The organism is Lysobacter rhizosphaerae, assembly GCF_054779795.1.
Window position 1 is genome coordinate 827735 of the sequence record NZ_BAAGXO010000001.1, and the last position, 13877, is coordinate 841611.

Consider the following 13877-nt stretch of genomic DNA (forward strand, 5'->3'; position numbering starts at 1 on the left):
AGGCGACGAATGAAAAACGCGGCGCATGCGCCGCGTTCTTGTCTGCATCGGTCGCTACAACGTCAGTACGTCGTGCACTGCAGGAACCGCGACGGCCGCGCGGCACCCGCTGGCGGCTGGAGATGCAGGCGCGAGGTGCGCAGGGTCTCGTATTTCTGCATGACATCGCAGATGCCACGGACCGGATTGGCGTTTTCGTCGATGAGATAGACCAGCAGGGTCGAACGCGTGCTCCACATGGCGCGCTCGACGCCGGGCAGGGTCGAGACCATGCGGATCACCTCGTCGCGCTGCTCGCCCTCGCTGATGGGGGCGGCGGCGTGGACCGGCGTAGGAGTGGGCGTCGCCGCTGTTGCAGGTGCGGCATTGGCAGCCGGGCCCGGGGCGGCGGTAGGGGCGACGGTACTGGTAGTGGCGGCGACCGCGGGAGCGTCGTCTGCGGTGTCGCCTTTCGGCATCACCACGGCACTCGCCAGTCCCAGGGCCAGGGCGCCTGCCCAGGCGATCGCAACGTGGCGCGTGGCTGCCTGCCGGGCCTTGCCGGCGAGTTCGTCCCGTACGCCCGGTGCCAATTGCGCCTGCATCATTGGCCAGAGCGTGTCGCCATCGAAGAGGTCGACGCGGGCAGCAACCTTGCGCGCGGCCGGTTCGGTCACGCCGGGGGTGGCCACCACGCCACCGGCAGCGCCATGGAAGCGCACTGCGTCGGTCATGTCGCTGACGTTGGCCGGGGTAATGCGGTAGTTCAGGCCCTGCTTGCAGGCGAGGAGCCATTCCTTGCCGTCGCGCCTGAGGTGGATGACGGAGTCCTGGCCACGTTCGGCGGCGTCCTCGATGGTCTCCGGCTCGAAACCGCGACTGCGCAGGGCCGCGACAACGAGGCGGGAAAATTCACGCCAGCGCATGGCCGACAGCAGCCTCAGGCCTTCCTCGCGTTCCGTGCGGGGCTGTTGCACCAGCCACAACCAGGCGGTGGCGACGCCACCGATTACTGCGGTCACGGCGAGTGCGAGCAACAGCGCTGAAACCGTCATGGTGTCCTTCCGTAGTGCCGAGGCCGGAACTATACGTCAGGGTGCCGCGGGCGAGAACGTGAAGGGCGTCGACAAAAAAAGCCCGCCAGTCCAAATCGCAGGGGGAGGGGAGCTGCGTGGCGGGACTGGCGGGCAGGAGGACGGCGGGATGCCCGAAGGCGTCCTGATCGGTTTGATCGGTGCGGTTGAGTCGGTGCGTTACGCCGCTGGCGTGGTGCGGGTCTTGCGGACGGCCGGCTTCTTCTTGGCGACCTTGGCCGCCTTCTTCGCGGCGGGCTTACCGCCCTGCTTGCGCAGTTCGGCGGTGAGGGTGTCGACCTTGCGGGTGAGGTCGGCCAGGTCATCGCGGCCCGGCACGCCGAGCTTGGTCAGCGCGCGCTGCACGCGGTCTTCGAAGACTTTCTCGAGGCGGTCCCAGGTATCGGTCGCGCGTTCGCGCGCCTGGCCCACCTTGCTCTCGACGGCGCCGCGCACCGCATCGGCCTGGCCGCCGGCGAACTTGAGCGCGTTGTTCTCCAGCTTCAGGCCTTCCTTGATCAGGGCCTCGAACAGCTTGGTCCCTTCCGTCTGTGCGCGGCTGAAAGCGCCGACGCCGGCAAGCCACACCTGCTGGGCGGATTCGCTCAGGGTCTTCGACAGCTGATCGGCCTGCTTGCTGGTCGCCTTGGTTGCCTTGGTGGCGCGGGCGGTCTTCTTTGCGGTCTTCTTGAACTTCGCCATGACGATCCCTGAGGGTGGGTGATGGCGCCAAGATCGCGGCGTTGTCTAGAGTTTTCACACCAAGAAAGCGTCCGCCTGCATGGCCCGGACAACCATCAGGTGCTTGCGCCGATCAGTGCGTCCGCCGCGAGGCGACGATCGCGTCGATGTCGTCCAGGGCGCGGTGCAGGCGTGCCGTCGTTTCGGTCTTGCGCGGGCGCCGGTCGAGCCCGTCGAGGATGGACCGCTGCGTGTCGGCGGCGATGTCCGCGCGCACGCTCAGCCCATGGGCGGCGAGCAACGGCGCCAGCGTATCGGCGCGATTGCGCAGGTCGGCCATCACGTTGCGGTAGGCGATCTCTGCGATGCGCTGGCGATTGGCGAAGCTGAAGGCGTTGCTGAAGAACAGCTCCCCGTCCTGGGCGTTGGGTTCGAAGATCAGCTGGTCGATGTCCGGGAACTGCTGCCGGTGCTTGACCAGGCCGATCTGCATGCGCGACTGCAGCAGGGTACGGAAGGTCTGCGACAGCACGGCGGGCAGGCCGCCGGCGGCGAGGCGACCGGCATGGGCCGTCGGCAGTCCCGCATCGGCGCCGGAATTGAATGCCACCAGCGGGTTCACGCCGAGCATCAGGTCGATGCCGCGTTCCAGCACCACCGAGGCATGCATGGTGCGGCGCAGGGCGCCATCGACGAAGTGGCGGCCGCGCACTTCCACTGGCGGGTACAGGCCCGGCAGCGCGGCACTGGCCTGGATGGCCTGCGAGATCGGCACGTCGTTCCACAGGTCATCGCCGAAACGCACGGCCTCGCCGCTGTCGAGGTCGACAGCGATGACGAACAGGCGCGACTCGAGCTGGCGGAAGTCGTTGGTGCGGCCGCGGCGGGTGAAGACATCGCGCAGGAAGCGCTCGACCTCGGCATTGTCGAACAGGCCAGTGGGTACCAGCCCGCCGAAGCGGGTGACGAAGTCCGGCCAGCGCAGCTGGCCCGGCGAGAACAGCAGCTCGCGCCACCAGTCGGCGGCAAGGCGCGGCAGGCTGGAGGCGCGGCGCATGTATTCGAGGAAGGCCGGACGCATGAAGGCTTCCGACCGGAACTCCACGTCGTCGCTGTCGCCGGTGAGGAAGATGCGGCACATCTCCTCGGTGCCGATCCGGTTGGCCAGGGCCGCGGCGAGGAACGCGCCGCTGCTGACGCCGACGTAGCAATCCAGGCGGGACAGGTCGAGGCCTTCGATGGCTTCATCCAGTGCGCGCAACGCACCGAGCTCGTACATGCCGCCAATCGGACCGCCGCCGGCGACGGCCAGGCCGATGCGGGGCGGGGTCTTGTCGGAAGCCTTGCGCGACCGTTGACGGGCAGTGTGGAAGGACAGCATTCGCGCGGGTATGGACCAGGTCGGCCGAGTGTAGCCGACCCTCCCGACCCGAACCGCGATGGGCGCCGGGTTTGCGCCGGGCGGTTGCCACCCGCGCGTCCGCCCCGGATCATCCGGCTGGATGTCACGCACGAACGATCTCCCCAAGCGTCTGGGTTGCCTGCTGGCCCGCCACCAGGCCCTGCACGATCCGCTCCGCGAGCCGCGCAATGGCCTGCGCTGGGTGCCCGAAGTCCGGCGCTGGCAGGCCGAGCGCCTGGAGGTGAGCTTCGACCGGTTCCTGCGCGACCCGCGCCGGCGTCCCGCGGCGCAGTTCTTCCTCAATGACGTCTACAACGACCGCGACTTCAGCCGGCGCGACGCCGATATCGCCAGGGTCCTGCCGATGATGCAGAGACTGCTGCCGGGCGCGCTGCTGGGGACCCTGTCCGACGCGATCGAACTGGGCCTGCTCACGCACGCCTTCGACCTGCGGCTCGCCCGCGCGCTGGAAGATTCCGGGGGACGGCGACGCACGCTGGATGCCGCGTTGTACGCGCAGGTCTATCGCGACGCCGGACTGCCGCGCCTGCGCACGCACCAGATCGACCTGATTTCCCGCGTGGGCATCGGCTTGGCCGGCGCCCTGCGGATGCCCGGGGTGGCCCTGCTGCTCAAGCTCTCGCGCGGTCCGGCACGCGCGGCGGGGGTGGCGGAATTGCAGGGCTTCCTCGAACGTGGCTTCGAGGCTTTCGCAGGGTTGGGCGATGCGCGCGGCTTCATCGACGAGATCGAAGCGGACGAACGCGACGTAGCGCGCCGTCTGTTCGCTGGCGTCCCGGATCCCTTCCGGGGACGCATGGCGTAAGGACGCTAGCCGCGGTCCTTGCGGCACTCCAGCGGGGACTGGCCGACGAGCGCCAGGCTCACCTTGCCGGGGCGGCTCCAGAATTCGTTGCCTGCGGCATCGGCGAAACGCGCGCCGTCCTCGTTGGCCATCGACTTGAGCGTCAGGGTGCGTTCCGGGGTTTCGAGCGTGATGGATTCCAGCGAGTCGTCATCGAAGTGGGTGGCGACGCTGATGCCTTCGCAATGCCAGCGAGTCACGACCGATGCCGTCTTGTGCGTCGATGCCGGCATGGCCGCGGTCGTATCGGCTTCCGCGGGCGTCGCGGCCTTTTCGCTCGCCGGCTTGCACGCACTCAGCGAAACGGCGAGCACGGAAGCGGCGAACAACAGTTGCGGGCGGAAGGCGGCCATGGTGTAGCTCGAATGGAATGAGTGCAGGAGGCGACCGGCGCAGGCTACACCCACGTCGATAGCGATCGTGCCCGCGGTGCGTGAGCACAGTCACATTGCAGCGATGACGCGTTTGTTCATGGTGAGCTGTTCAGGCGCAGCACCGGATAGACGTTGTAGGACCGGTCCCAGGACGGATGCAGGCGGGCGAAGAACTCCAGCCGCGCCGCGGGGTCCTTGGCGAAATCGGGCTCGTCCCTCAGGCGCTGTTCGAAGCGCGCCTTCAGCGCCGGATCCTTCGCCAGCATCTCGCGCGCGACTTCCTCGGCAACGTAATCCTCCATGTATTCCTTGCGCTCGAAGGCGGTATTGAACTCGCCCCAGGCCAGCAGCGCGTCCGGTGCCTGGGGTTCGAGCAGTGCCATCAGCAGTCGCGCCTTGGCTTGCGCGATCGGTACGAACAACGCACCAGCGGCCAGGTCGCGCTGTTCCGGAGTCCACGCGCCCGTCGCATCGAGCCTCTGGTGGCCTTCGAAGGATTGCGCGGCGAATTTCGCCTTGTCCGCATGGAAGGCCTCGACGGCCGCACCGGGCACCGGCGCCTCGAGGCGGCGGAATTCGATGCCGTGTTGCTGCAGTTTCGCGCCCACCCAGGCCGCGTGCGCGGCCGGAACGAGGTAGCCCGCGCGCGGCGCGTCCACGACGTGGTCGGGCACGATCTCGTCGCGCAGCGGAATGTTCCAGGCCTGTGGCCTGGTCTCGTCGTAGCGCGTCATCAGCGCGCCGGAAACCTCCGACGGGGTGCGCGTGTAGGCGTACCCCTGGAAGGCGATCGTGCGTGCCTTGGCGGTGGCCTTGTAGTCCAGTGCGACCGGTTGGCCGCCGAGCTTCGCGGCGCGCTCATCCGCCGCGCGTTCCTGCTGCAGCCAGTCCTTGCCGTGCGCCGCGACCAGCCCGGCGGCGGCAAGCACCGTGTTGCGGGTGACGCGCACACGGGTCGGGTAATCCTTCCACGAATGCGTTTCGACCAGCATTCCGAGCCGGTTGCGCTGGGAGAAGTAGCTTTGCGAGAAGCGGGGTTGGGCGACTCCGTGCTCGAAGCCCGACGCGGGGTTGTCGCTCTCCACGAACGAGGGATAGAACGGCAGGGGCATCGAGCCCTGCTTTTTGAGTTGCGCGAGCACACCGTCGCGCCACGCCTTGCCGACTTTGCGCAGGGGCTCGTCGGCGCCTTCGGTGGGCTCGACATTGATCGAGACGTCGTGCTGGAACTTCGCGCCATCGGTGACGTGCAGGTCCATCATCGCCAGCGGGTCCCACTCGTTCACCAGCCGCAGCATCGCCTGCATCTCGGGCGCGTCGGCCTTCATGTAGTCGCGGTTGAGGTTGTAGTTCTGCGCCGTGGTACGCCACCCCATTTCCTCGGGGCCGCGCTGGTTCGGACGGTTCCAGGCGGCGAAGCGTTCGTGGCCGTCGACGTTGAACACGGGCACGAACAGCAGCACGAGCCGGTCCAGGGGACTGTCCTTGACGTTGCCGGCCAGCAGCTCGCGCAGCAGCAGGAAACCCGCGTCCTTGCCGTCGATCTCGCCGGCGTGGATGCCGCCTTGCACCAGCAGCACGGGCAGGCCGGCATCGCGTGCCGCCGATGCGTCCAGCTTGCCGGTGGTGCTGACCGCGAGCGCCTTCATCGGCCGGCCTTCCGGCGTGGTGCCGAAGTCGAAGCAGCGCACCGCTTCGGGATAGCGCTGCTGGAAGGCCGCGCACAGCGCGAGCACTTCTTCATAACGCCCGGTCTTGATGAAGCCGCTGCGTTCCGAGACGGTGGTGAGTCCGGGGGGCGCGGGCGCGGCTTGGGCATGGGCATTCATGGCGGCGGCGAGGCCGGCGGCGAGCACGAGGGTGCGGAGCATGGTCAGGTTCGCAGTCGAGATTGGGAGGAGGTGCGCGGATTTGGTGGAGGCGGCAGCGGCGCGATCTTAGCGGGGTGCGGCATGGGGAAGGGCGGCGCCCGGCGTTTGCTGTTGCCGCCATGCTGTCAGCAGCCGCCACGGCCGCTGCATGCGATCATCAGCGCACAGTCCTTCGGAGTTGTCGCATGTATTCGCTCTACTACGCCCCCGGTGCCGCCAGCATGTTGGTCCATTGGCTCCTGATCGAACTTGGCGTGCCGCACGAATTGCGCCTGGTCGACACCAAGTCGGGACAGCAGAAGTCGCCCGAGTACCTTGCGCTCAACCCCAACGGCGTGGTCCCGACGCTGATCGACAACGGCACGCCGCGCTTCGAATGCGCCGCGCTGGTGATGATGCTCGCCGAGCGTCATGGGCAGCCCGGGCTGGTGCCCGAAGTGGACAGTCCGTTGCGCGCGCAGTACCTGCAATGGATGTTCCATCTTGCCAATGCAGTGCAACCGCTGTTCCGGATATGGTGGTATCCGCATGAGGTGGCAGGCGCCGAGAACGAGGACGCCGCACGCGAATACGTCCGCCCCCGCATCGAGGCCGCATGGGACCGGCTCGATGCGCACCTGGGTGCGCACGGTCCGTACCTGCTTGGCGACCGGGTCAGCCCCGCCGATTTCTATCTCACGATGCTGATGCGCTGGTCGCGCAACATGCCGCAGCCCGCAACGACGTGGCCGCACCTGGCCGCACTCGCGCAGCGGATGAAGACGCGGCCCTCGTTCGCGACGTTGTATGAACGAGAAGGCCTGACCGAATGGGCCTGAACGCCTGAAACAGGCGGTGGCGTTCGCCGGATGCCGGCCACCACGGCGGTGTTAACCTGCCGCGGGCCGGCGGGCTTGCCACGCCGTTTTCCTGACCTTCGAAACTGCCGGCCCCTGGGGCCGGCTTGGACCCGCGCGATCACATGACTGCAGCCATCGAAACCGCCAGCGCCGGGAAGCTACCCCGGCAGATCCCCTACATCATCGGCAACGAGGCCTGCGAGCGCTTCGGCTTCTACGGGATGCGCAACATCCTCACCCCGTTCCTTGTTTCGACGCTGCTGATGTACATCGCCTCGCAGGGCGAGCGCGAACACATGGCGAAGGACGTGTTCCACACCTTCGTGATCGGCGTGTACTTCTTCCCGCTGCTGGGCGGCTGGATCTCCGACCGCTTCTTCGGCAAGTACAACACCATCCTGTGGCTGTCGCTGGTGTACGTGCTGGGCTTCGTCTGCCTGTCCCTGTTCGTCGACAACCCCACCGGCTTCTACACCGGCATGCTGCTGATCGCGCTGGGGTCGGGTGGCATCAAGCCACTGGTTTCGGCCTTCGTCGGCGACCAGTTCGACCAGAGCAACAAGAGCAAGGCCAAGGTCGTCTACGACGCGTTCTACTGGACGATCAATTTCGGCAGCTTCTTCGCCTCCCTGCTGATGCCGATCTTCCTGCGCGGCTTCGGTCCGGCGGTGGCGTTCGGCATTCCCGGCGCGCTGATGTTCCTGGCCGTGGTGATCTTCTGGGCCGGACGCAACAAGTACACCCACGTGCCGGCCTCGCCGCCGAACCCGCATTCCTTCCTCAACGTCGTGCGCACGGCGCTGACGGCGCGGAAGGCCGGGCAGGGGCGCATGGGGCTGGCGATGGCGGTGCTGGGCGCGGTGCTCGCGCTGGGCGCGTTCGGAATGTGGCTGGCCGGTTCGCTGGAATTCGTACCGGCGTTCTGCCTCGCCCTGGTGCTGGTGATGGCCTTCGGCGGCCTTGGCGCGTCGATGCAGCTCGAGCGCGCACGCGGCGCGCATCCCGATGAGGCGGTCGATGGCGTGCGCGCGGTGCTGCGCATCCTGATCGTATTCGCACTGGTCACCCCGTTCTGGTCGCTGTTCGACCAGAAGGCGTCCACCTGGGTGATCCAGGGCGAACTCATGACCAAGCCGGAGTGGTTCCAGGCCGCGCAGATGCAGGCGCTGAACCCGGCGCTGGTGATGTTGATCATTCCCTTCAACAACCTCGTGCTGTATCCGCTGCTGCGCCGGATGGGCATCGAGCCGACGGCACTGCGCCGCATGGGCACGGGCATCGCGTTCTCGGCCGTTGCATGGATCGTCGCCGGCTGCCTGCAGTTGGCCATCGACGGTGGCGATCCCGTGTCGATCGTGTGGCAGGTGCTGCCCTACGCGCTGCTGACGATGGGCGAGGTACTGGTCTCCGCGACGGGACTGGAATTCGCCTACAGCCAGGCGCCGACGTCGATGAAGGGAACGATCATGAGCTTCTGGATGCTTTCGGTGACCGTCGGCAACCTGTGGGTGTTGCTGAGCAACGCCGCGGTACGCAACGAGGGCGTGACCTCGAACATCGCGCAGACGGGCCTGAGCGAAACCGCTTTCCTGATGTTTTTCTTTGCCGGGTTCGCGATGCTGGCGGCGCTGGCGTTCGCGTTGTATGCGCGACGTTATCCGATGCAGGACCACTACCGGGCCTGAGGTGCGCTGATTTCATGCGCGCGACTGAAACTGGAACGAGGATCTTCTGAGCAATGCTGACCATCATCCTGATCGCGGTGACCGCAGCGGTGTCGTGGCTGGCCTTCGAACGGCCCGCCGTCCTGCAGCGCCTCATTCTGTGGCCGCCGGCGATCGACAAGAACAAGCAGTTCGACCGCCTGCTCACGCATGGCTTCATCCACGCGGACTGGTCGCACCTGCTGTTCAACATGATCACGCTGTACTTCTTCGGCCGCGTGGTCGAACACGAGATGACCCATTTCATCGGCCCCATCGGCTTCGTGCTGTTCTACCTGTCGGCGATAGTCGTGGCGATCCTGCCGACCTACATGCAGCACCGGCACGATCCCCGCTACAGCAGCCTCGGTGCTTCGGGTGGCGTGTCGGCGGTGCTGTTCGCCTCGATCCTGCTCGATCCGTGGATGTGGATCATGGTGCCGTTGCCGGTGCCCGGGTTCCTGTACGCGATCGGCTATGTCGCCTATTCGTTCTGGAAGGACCGCCAGGGCGGCGGCAACGTCAACCACAGCGCGCACTTGTCGGGCGCGGCGTACGGCGTGATGTTCATGCTGCTGATGGAGCCGAGCGTGCTGCAGTCATTCCTGGTGCAGATGATGAATCCGCGGTTCCTGTAGGAGCGGCGGAGCCGCGCGCAGTTCAAGCGGCGTAGCGCACCCTGGGCGACGAGCCCGGCTCGGATGCGCCGTAGGCGGCAAACAACCTTGCCTGGATGACAGCATCTATCGCGGCCAGTTCGTCCGCGTTTTCGTCCGGATGGTCGGACAGCTCGAAGTAGCGGCTCATCAGGACTTCGTCGCTGGACTGCTCATAGGTGTGCGGATTAGCCATGGCTGGTTCTTCGCGGGTTGCGGAGTGAAGACAGCTGCCGGTACTTGGCTAGGGGGCATCCGGCGCCCGCTGCAAGCACATCAACGTATTCGGGTGACGCGGGCGGTCAGCACCTCCGCTCACCCCGCGTGAATGCCGCGCATGCTATCCGTCGCAGCCGCAGAGGCGCGCACTCGCGCTGACCACGGAGGCAGCATGGCAACGCGCAAGACCACCGGGACGGCCCGCAAGACGGCGAAGAAGGCGGCGAAGAAGGCCGCACCCCGCAAGGCCGCGGCACGCAGGGCGCCCGCCAGGAAAGTGGCGAAAACGGCGGCCAAAAAGGCGGTGAAGAAGGCCGTCGCGAAGAAGTCCGTCGCAAAGAAGGCCGTCCGCAAGGTCGCCAAGCGGACAGCCGCCAAGAAGGTGGCGCGCAAGACCGCGGCCGCGCGCAAATCCGCCGCGAAGCCGGCAGGCAAGGCCGTTGTGGCGAAGCCGGGCAAAGCCCCGGCACGCAAGGTGGCAAAAGCCGCGAAGGCGGCGACATCAGCGAAAGTGGTGAAGAAGGCTGCAACCAAGGTCGCGAAAAAGGCGCCGCTGCGGCCGGCACGAAGCAGTTCCATGCCCGTTCGCCCGGTTGCCGCCACCGGCGCGCCACCGACCCAGGCCACCGCAGGCCGCGCTGCGCCGCCGCGCAAGGCGACCTCGCGCGCCCGCAAGCCGCCGCACCACATCACGCCCGAACAAGCCCTGGCGAACACCCGTGAGTTGCTGGAAGCCAAGCATGCCCGGGACCGCGAGACGCCGCCCTGGCGGCAGCTCGACCCCGACCATGGCCATCCTGCGCCCCATGCCGCACCGATCCGGAATGCGGAACAGGAAGCCGCGGCCCATGCCCACGCCGAGGACCTGCATCGGGCAGAGAGCCGGATGGACGCCACCCAGGGCAGCATCAGTGAACGGGATCGCCATCGCCAGGGACGCCAGGATGCGAAGCACTAGACTCGCTCTCCCGTCATTCCGTCCCGGAGTCCCCGCCTGAACGTCATGCAGCGCTATGAAGTCCACCACGACCCGGTCGCCCACCGTTTCACCACCGTCGTCGATGGCCAGGAAGCCGAGGTGACCTACCACTACGACGGCGACATCCTCGTGATCAACCACACCGGCGTGCCGCGACTGGTCGAGGGCCGCGGCATCGCCTCCGAGCTGGTGCGCGCGGCCTTTGAATTCGCGCGGGGTGCCGGCCTCCGGGTGCGGCCGGCGTGTTCCTACGCTGCGTTGTGGGTGCAGAAGCACAAGCAGTACGGCGACCTGCTGGCGTAGCCGCAGGCTCGCCCGCGGCAAGGCGGAGGGCGAAGGGGCGTATCATTCCCGGCCGCTCCAGGACCCCCAGGACCCCGCGTCACTTCATGCGCCTCAACAAGCACATCAGCGACACCGGCTACTGCTCGCGCCGCGAGGCCGACCGCCTCGTCGCCGAAGGCCGGGTCACCATCAACGGCCTGCGCGCACGCGTGGGCGCCGAAGTGGGCGAGGGCGATACCGTCCTCGTCGACGGCCAGAAGCTGCAGGTCCGCACCGCGGGCAAGGGCCAGCGCAAACACGTCTATATCGCCTTGAACAAGCCGGTCGGCATCACCTGCACCACGGAGTCGACGGTCAAGGACAACATCGTCGACTTCGTTGGCCACGAAAAACGCATCTTCCCCATCGGTCGCCTCGACAAGGATTCCGAAGGGCTGATCCTGCTCACCAGCAACGGCGACATCGTCAACGAGATCCTGCGCGCCGAGAACAAGCTGGAGAAGGAATACCTGGTCGCGGTAAACCACGGCGTCACCGACGAATTCCTGCGCGGCATGAGCCGTGGCGTGCCCCTGCACGGGCAGACCACGCTGCCTTGCCGGACCGGCAGGCTGGGCAAGGTGGGGTTCCGCATCACCCTGGTGCAGGGGCTCAACCGGCAGATCCGCCTGATGGCGGCGCATTTCGGCTATCGGGTGAAGCAGCTGGTGCGGGTGCGCATCGGCAACGTCAAGCTGGGCCATCTCAAGATCGGCCAATGGCGCAATCTCACCGATGCCGAGCTGCGGGGCCTGCTGCCGCAACGCACCGACTGGTGACCTGCGGAGTGCCGCTTCGAGCGGCGATTCGCGTTCAAATGTGAATACGGAAATCACGTTCCTGCGCGATACTGTCGCCGGGAATACAAGGACTTGCCCATGCGCCGACCCCCACTGCGCGCTTCGTTGTTCCTGGCGTTGCTTGCGACAGCGTCGGTTCCTGGCTGCAAGCGCGAATCCGCGGAACAGCCGGCCATGCCCGCGAAGGCTCCGGCGGCTACGACAGCGCCTGCGACAACGGCTGCGACCGTCGCCGCCGACCTCAGGGACGTCACCGAGAACACCCCCGACTATGTCATCGGCATCAGCTATCCAGCGGTGGCGAGCCGGTATCCCGCGCTGGCCACGGAGCTCAAGCGCTACGCGGAGGCCGCGCGTGCGGAGCTGCTGGAAGCGGCGAAAGGGCGCGAAAAGGCCGGCAGCTCGGCACCGTACGAACTGGTGCTGCCGTTCTCCGAACTCTATGCCTCGCCGACGCTGGTGGCCGTGGGCGTCGACGGCAGCAGCTACACCGGCGGCGCCCATGGAGCGCCGCTGATCGCGCGCTGGGTATGGCTGCCGCAGCAGGGCAAGCAACTGCGGATCGGCGATCTCGTCACCGATGCCGGTGGCCTGGAAGCCATTTCGGGTCTCGTTCGCGAGCAACTGCACACCGCGTTGTCGCAACGTGTCGATGCCGACGAGCTCCCGCCTGCCGAGCGCGTGGAAGTGCTCAAAGGCGCCAACAAGATGATCGACGACGGCACGTCACCCGACCCGGAGCACTTCAGCCAGTTCGAACCGCTGGTCGGTGCCAATGGCCGCATCCGTGGGCTGCGCTTCGTGTTTGCGCCTTACCAGGTCGGCCCCTATTCCGACGGGACGCAGACGGTGGAGGTGCCGGCGGCATCCCTGCTTCCCCATATCGCGCCCGCGTACAGGAGCCTGTTCGAAGGAGGCTGATCCCGTGCGCCCCTCTGTGAGCTGACCACCATGTCTGCGACGCAGCCTACCCATCTCGCGGCGACGCGGCCGCAACCCTTCCGGCGGCGGCTGGAACGCCTGCTCGCGCCTGCCGACGTCCGCATCGATGGCGACCGCGACTGGGACCTGCAGATGCACGACCCGCGGCTGCCCACGCGGTTGCTGGCACAGGGGTCGCTGGGGCTGGGCGAGTCGTACATGGATGGCTGGTGGGATGCGCGCTCCCTGGACGGCCTGCTGTACCACCTGCTGGATGCGCGCATCGACGAGCGCGTGCGCGGGATAGCCGATGTGCTCGACGCCATCCGCGCGCAGCTGCAGAACCTGCAGTCGCGCAGTCGCAGCTTCCTGATCGGCGAGCGCCACTACGACCTGGGCAACGACCTCTACGCGGCGATGCTGGGCGCGCGCCTGGTGTACAGCTGCGGCTACTGGCGACAGGCGCGGTCGCTGGACGAGGCGCAGGAAGCCAAGCTCGACCTGGTGTGCCGCAAGCTGGGCATGCAGCCGGGCATGCACGTGCTGGACATCGGCTGCGGTTGGGGAGAGGCATTGAAGTTCGCCGCGCAGCGGTACGGCGTGAGCGGCGTGGGGGTCACGGTGTCGCGCGAGCAGGCCGAATTCGCACGCCGGCTATGCGCGGGGCTTCCGATCGAGATCCGCGTGCAGGACTATCGAGAACTCGGCGAAAAATTCGACCGGATCTTCTCCATCGGCATGTTCGAGCATGTCGGCGTGAAGAATTACCGCCGCTATTTCGATGTCGCGCGCGCCTGCCTCGCGGGCGACGGTCTGTTCCTGCTGCACAGCATCGGCAACAACGTCTCGCAGTACCGCACCGATCCATGGATCGCGAGGTATATCTTCCCGAACTCCATGCTGCCTTCGGCGGCACAGATCGCGCAGGCCGTCGAGGACCTGTTCGTGATCGAGGACTGGCACGGCTTCGGTCCCGACTACGACCGCACCCTGCAGGCCTGGCGCGACAATGTCGAAGCCGCCTGGGAAAGCCTCCCGGCGTATGACGAGAGATTCCGCCGGATGTGGCGTTTCTACCTTGCCGGTTCGATGGCGAGCTTCCGCGCCCGGCGGATCCAGTTGTGGCAACTGGTGTTGTCGCCGCACGGCGTGCGCGGTGGTTACGACGCACCGCGCTAGCAAGCTGCGCCC

The 13877-nt window shown here is 67.1% G+C and carries 15 protein-coding genes; 9 read left to right on the forward strand and 6 right to left on the reverse strand.

Going from position 1 to position 13877, the window contains the following annotated elements; genetic code table 11:
* Positions 1-62 precede the first annotated feature (62 nt).
* The 3 genes from ACYVGE_RS03865 to ACYVGE_RS03875 all read right to left on the reverse strand — a co-directional run bounded on the left by ACYVGE_RS03865 (position 63) and on the right by ACYVGE_RS03875 (position 3114).
* Entirely contained in the window at positions 63-1034 is a 972-nt protein-coding gene (locus tag ACYVGE_RS03865) for a restriction endonuclease (RefSeq protein WP_460727176.1), read from the reverse strand.
* 198 nt (positions 1035-1232) lie between these two features.
* Positions 1233-1754, reverse strand: coding sequence for a phasin family protein (locus ACYVGE_RS03870; RefSeq protein WP_460727178.1), 522 nt, complete (start codon positions 1752-1754; stop codon positions 1233-1235).
* 112 nt (positions 1755-1866) lie between these two features.
* The gene (locus tag ACYVGE_RS03875; RefSeq protein ID WP_460727180.1) at positions 1867-3114 is read right to left on the reverse strand and encodes a patatin-like phospholipase family protein; all 1248 of its coding nucleotides are present in this window, start codon (positions 3112-3114) and stop codon (positions 1867-1869) included.
* A gap of 121 nt (positions 3115-3235) precedes the next feature.
* Here ACYVGE_RS03875 and ACYVGE_RS03880 point away from each other — a divergent pair, with 121 nt between their 5' ends.
* On the forward strand, positions 3236-3961 hold the full coding sequence (locus ACYVGE_RS03880) for an FFLEELY motif protein (RefSeq protein ID WP_460727182.1): 726 nt from the start codon (positions 3236-3238) through the stop codon (positions 3959-3961).
* 5 nt (positions 3962-3966) lie between these two features.
* On the opposite strand, the gene ACYVGE_RS03885 is transcribed toward ACYVGE_RS03880, so the two are convergent.
* Positions 3967-4353, reverse strand: a complete 387-nt coding sequence (locus ACYVGE_RS03885; RefSeq protein ID WP_460727183.1) for an MliC family protein — start codon at positions 4351-4353, stop codon at positions 3967-3969.
* Between the two features lie 116 nt (positions 4354-4469).
* Positions 4470-6245: a M14 family metallopeptidase gene (locus ACYVGE_RS03890; RefSeq protein WP_460727185.1), complete on the reverse strand. Its 1776-nt coding sequence runs from the start codon at positions 6243-6245 to the stop codon at positions 4470-4472.
* 185 nt (positions 6246-6430) lie between these two features.
* On the opposite strand from ACYVGE_RS03890, the gene ACYVGE_RS03895 reads away from it, so the two are divergent.
* The 3 genes from ACYVGE_RS03895 (at position 6431) to ACYVGE_RS03905 (ending at position 9425) form a co-directional block, all read left to right on the forward strand.
* Positions 6431-7063 carry a glutathione S-transferase family protein gene (locus ACYVGE_RS03895; RefSeq protein ID WP_460727187.1) on the forward strand — a complete coding sequence of 211 codons (633 nt, stop codon included), beginning with the start codon at positions 6431-6433 and terminating at the stop codon, positions 7061-7063.
* Positions 7064-7206: 143 nt separating this feature from the next.
* Positions 7207-8769, forward strand: a complete 1563-nt coding sequence (locus tag ACYVGE_RS03900) for a POT-type proton-dependent oligopeptide transporter (RefSeq protein ID WP_460727188.1) — start codon at positions 7207-7209, stop codon at positions 8767-8769.
* Positions 8770-8822: 53 nt separating this feature from the next.
* Positions 8823-9425 carry a rhomboid family intramembrane serine protease gene (locus tag ACYVGE_RS03905; protein WP_460727190.1) on the forward strand — a complete coding sequence of 201 codons (603 nt, stop codon included), beginning with the start codon at positions 8823-8825 and terminating at the stop codon, positions 9423-9425.
* Between the two features lie 22 nt (positions 9426-9447).
* On the opposite strand, the gene ACYVGE_RS03910 is transcribed toward ACYVGE_RS03905, so the two are convergent.
* Positions 9448-9639, reverse strand: a complete 192-nt coding sequence (locus ACYVGE_RS03910; protein ID WP_460727192.1) for a hypothetical protein — start codon at positions 9637-9639, stop codon at positions 9448-9450.
* Positions 9640-9834: 195 nt separating this feature from the next.
* Here ACYVGE_RS03910 and ACYVGE_RS03915 point away from each other — a divergent pair, with 195 nt between their 5' ends.
* From ACYVGE_RS03915 to cfa, 5 genes are all read left to right on the forward strand, one after another.
* Complete coding sequence (locus tag ACYVGE_RS03915; RefSeq protein WP_460727194.1) at positions 9835-10620, forward strand: hypothetical protein; 786 nt, start codon at positions 9835-9837, stop codon at positions 10618-10620.
* 45 nt (positions 10621-10665) lie between these two features.
* Entirely contained in the window at positions 10666-10944 is a 279-nt protein-coding gene (locus ACYVGE_RS03920; RefSeq protein WP_460727196.1) for a GNAT family N-acetyltransferase, read from the forward strand.
* Positions 10945-11030: 86 nt separating this feature from the next.
* Entirely contained in the window at positions 11031-11744 is a 714-nt protein-coding gene (locus ACYVGE_RS03925) for a pseudouridine synthase (RefSeq protein ID WP_460727198.1), read from the forward strand.
* A gap of 99 nt (positions 11745-11843) precedes the next feature.
* Positions 11844-12686 (forward strand): DUF3298 and DUF4163 domain-containing protein, encoded by an 843-nt coding sequence (locus tag ACYVGE_RS03930; RefSeq protein ID WP_460727199.1) that lies wholly within the window; start codon positions 11844-11846, stop codon positions 12684-12686.
* Positions 12687-12716: 30 nt separating this feature from the next.
* The gene (gene cfa, locus ACYVGE_RS03935) at positions 12717-13865 is read left to right on the forward strand and encodes a cyclopropane fatty acyl phospholipid synthase (RefSeq protein WP_460727201.1); all 1149 of its coding nucleotides are present in this window, start codon (positions 12717-12719) and stop codon (positions 13863-13865) included.
* The last annotated feature ends 12 nt before the right edge of the window (positions 13866-13877 follow it).

What these genes read in the sequence shown, in the direction of transcription:
- ACYVGE_RS03865 (WP_460727176.1), bottom strand. Translation starts at nt 1,034, where the DNA reads ATGACGGTTTCAGCGCTGTTGCTCGCACTCGCCGTGACCGCAGTAATC.
- ACYVGE_RS03870 (WP_460727178.1), bottom strand. Translation starts at nt 1,754, where the DNA reads ATGGCGAAGTTCAAGAAGACCGCAAAGAAGACCGCCCGCGCCACCAAG.
- ACYVGE_RS03875 (WP_460727180.1), bottom strand. Translation starts at nt 3,114, where the DNA reads ATGCTGTCCTTCCACACTGCCCGTCAACGGTCGCGCAAGGCTTCCGAC.
- ACYVGE_RS03880 (WP_460727182.1), top strand. Translation starts at nt 3,236, where the DNA reads ATGTCACGCACGAACGATCTCCCCAAGCGTCTGGGTTGCCTGCTGGCC.
- ACYVGE_RS03885 (WP_460727183.1), bottom strand. Translation starts at nt 4,353, where the DNA reads ATGGCCGCCTTCCGCCCGCAACTGTTGTTCGCCGCTTCCGTGCTCGCC.
- ACYVGE_RS03890 (WP_460727185.1), bottom strand. Translation starts at nt 6,245, where the DNA reads ATGCTCCGCACCCTCGTGCTCGCCGCCGGCCTCGCCGCCGCCATGAAT.
- ACYVGE_RS03895 (WP_460727187.1), top strand. Translation starts at nt 6,431, where the DNA reads ATGTATTCGCTCTACTACGCCCCCGGTGCCGCCAGCATGTTGGTCCAT.
- ACYVGE_RS03900 (WP_460727188.1), top strand. Translation starts at nt 7,207, where the DNA reads ATGACTGCAGCCATCGAAACCGCCAGCGCCGGGAAGCTACCCCGGCAG.
- ACYVGE_RS03905 (WP_460727190.1), top strand. Translation starts at nt 8,823, where the DNA reads ATGCTGACCATCATCCTGATCGCGGTGACCGCAGCGGTGTCGTGGCTG.
- ACYVGE_RS03910 (WP_460727192.1), bottom strand. Translation starts at nt 9,639, where the DNA reads ATGGCTAATCCGCACACCTATGAGCAGTCCAGCGACGAAGTCCTGATG.
- ACYVGE_RS03915 (WP_460727194.1), top strand. Translation starts at nt 9,835, where the DNA reads ATGGCAACGCGCAAGACCACCGGGACGGCCCGCAAGACGGCGAAGAAG.
- ACYVGE_RS03920 (WP_460727196.1), top strand. Translation starts at nt 10,666, where the DNA reads ATGCAGCGCTATGAAGTCCACCACGACCCGGTCGCCCACCGTTTCACC.
- ACYVGE_RS03925 (WP_460727198.1), top strand. Translation starts at nt 11,031, where the DNA reads ATGCGCCTCAACAAGCACATCAGCGACACCGGCTACTGCTCGCGCCGC.
- ACYVGE_RS03930 (WP_460727199.1), top strand. Translation starts at nt 11,844, where the DNA reads ATGCGCCGACCCCCACTGCGCGCTTCGTTGTTCCTGGCGTTGCTTGCG.
- cfa (WP_460727201.1), top strand. Translation starts at nt 12,717, where the DNA reads ATGTCTGCGACGCAGCCTACCCATCTCGCGGCGACGCGGCCGCAACCC.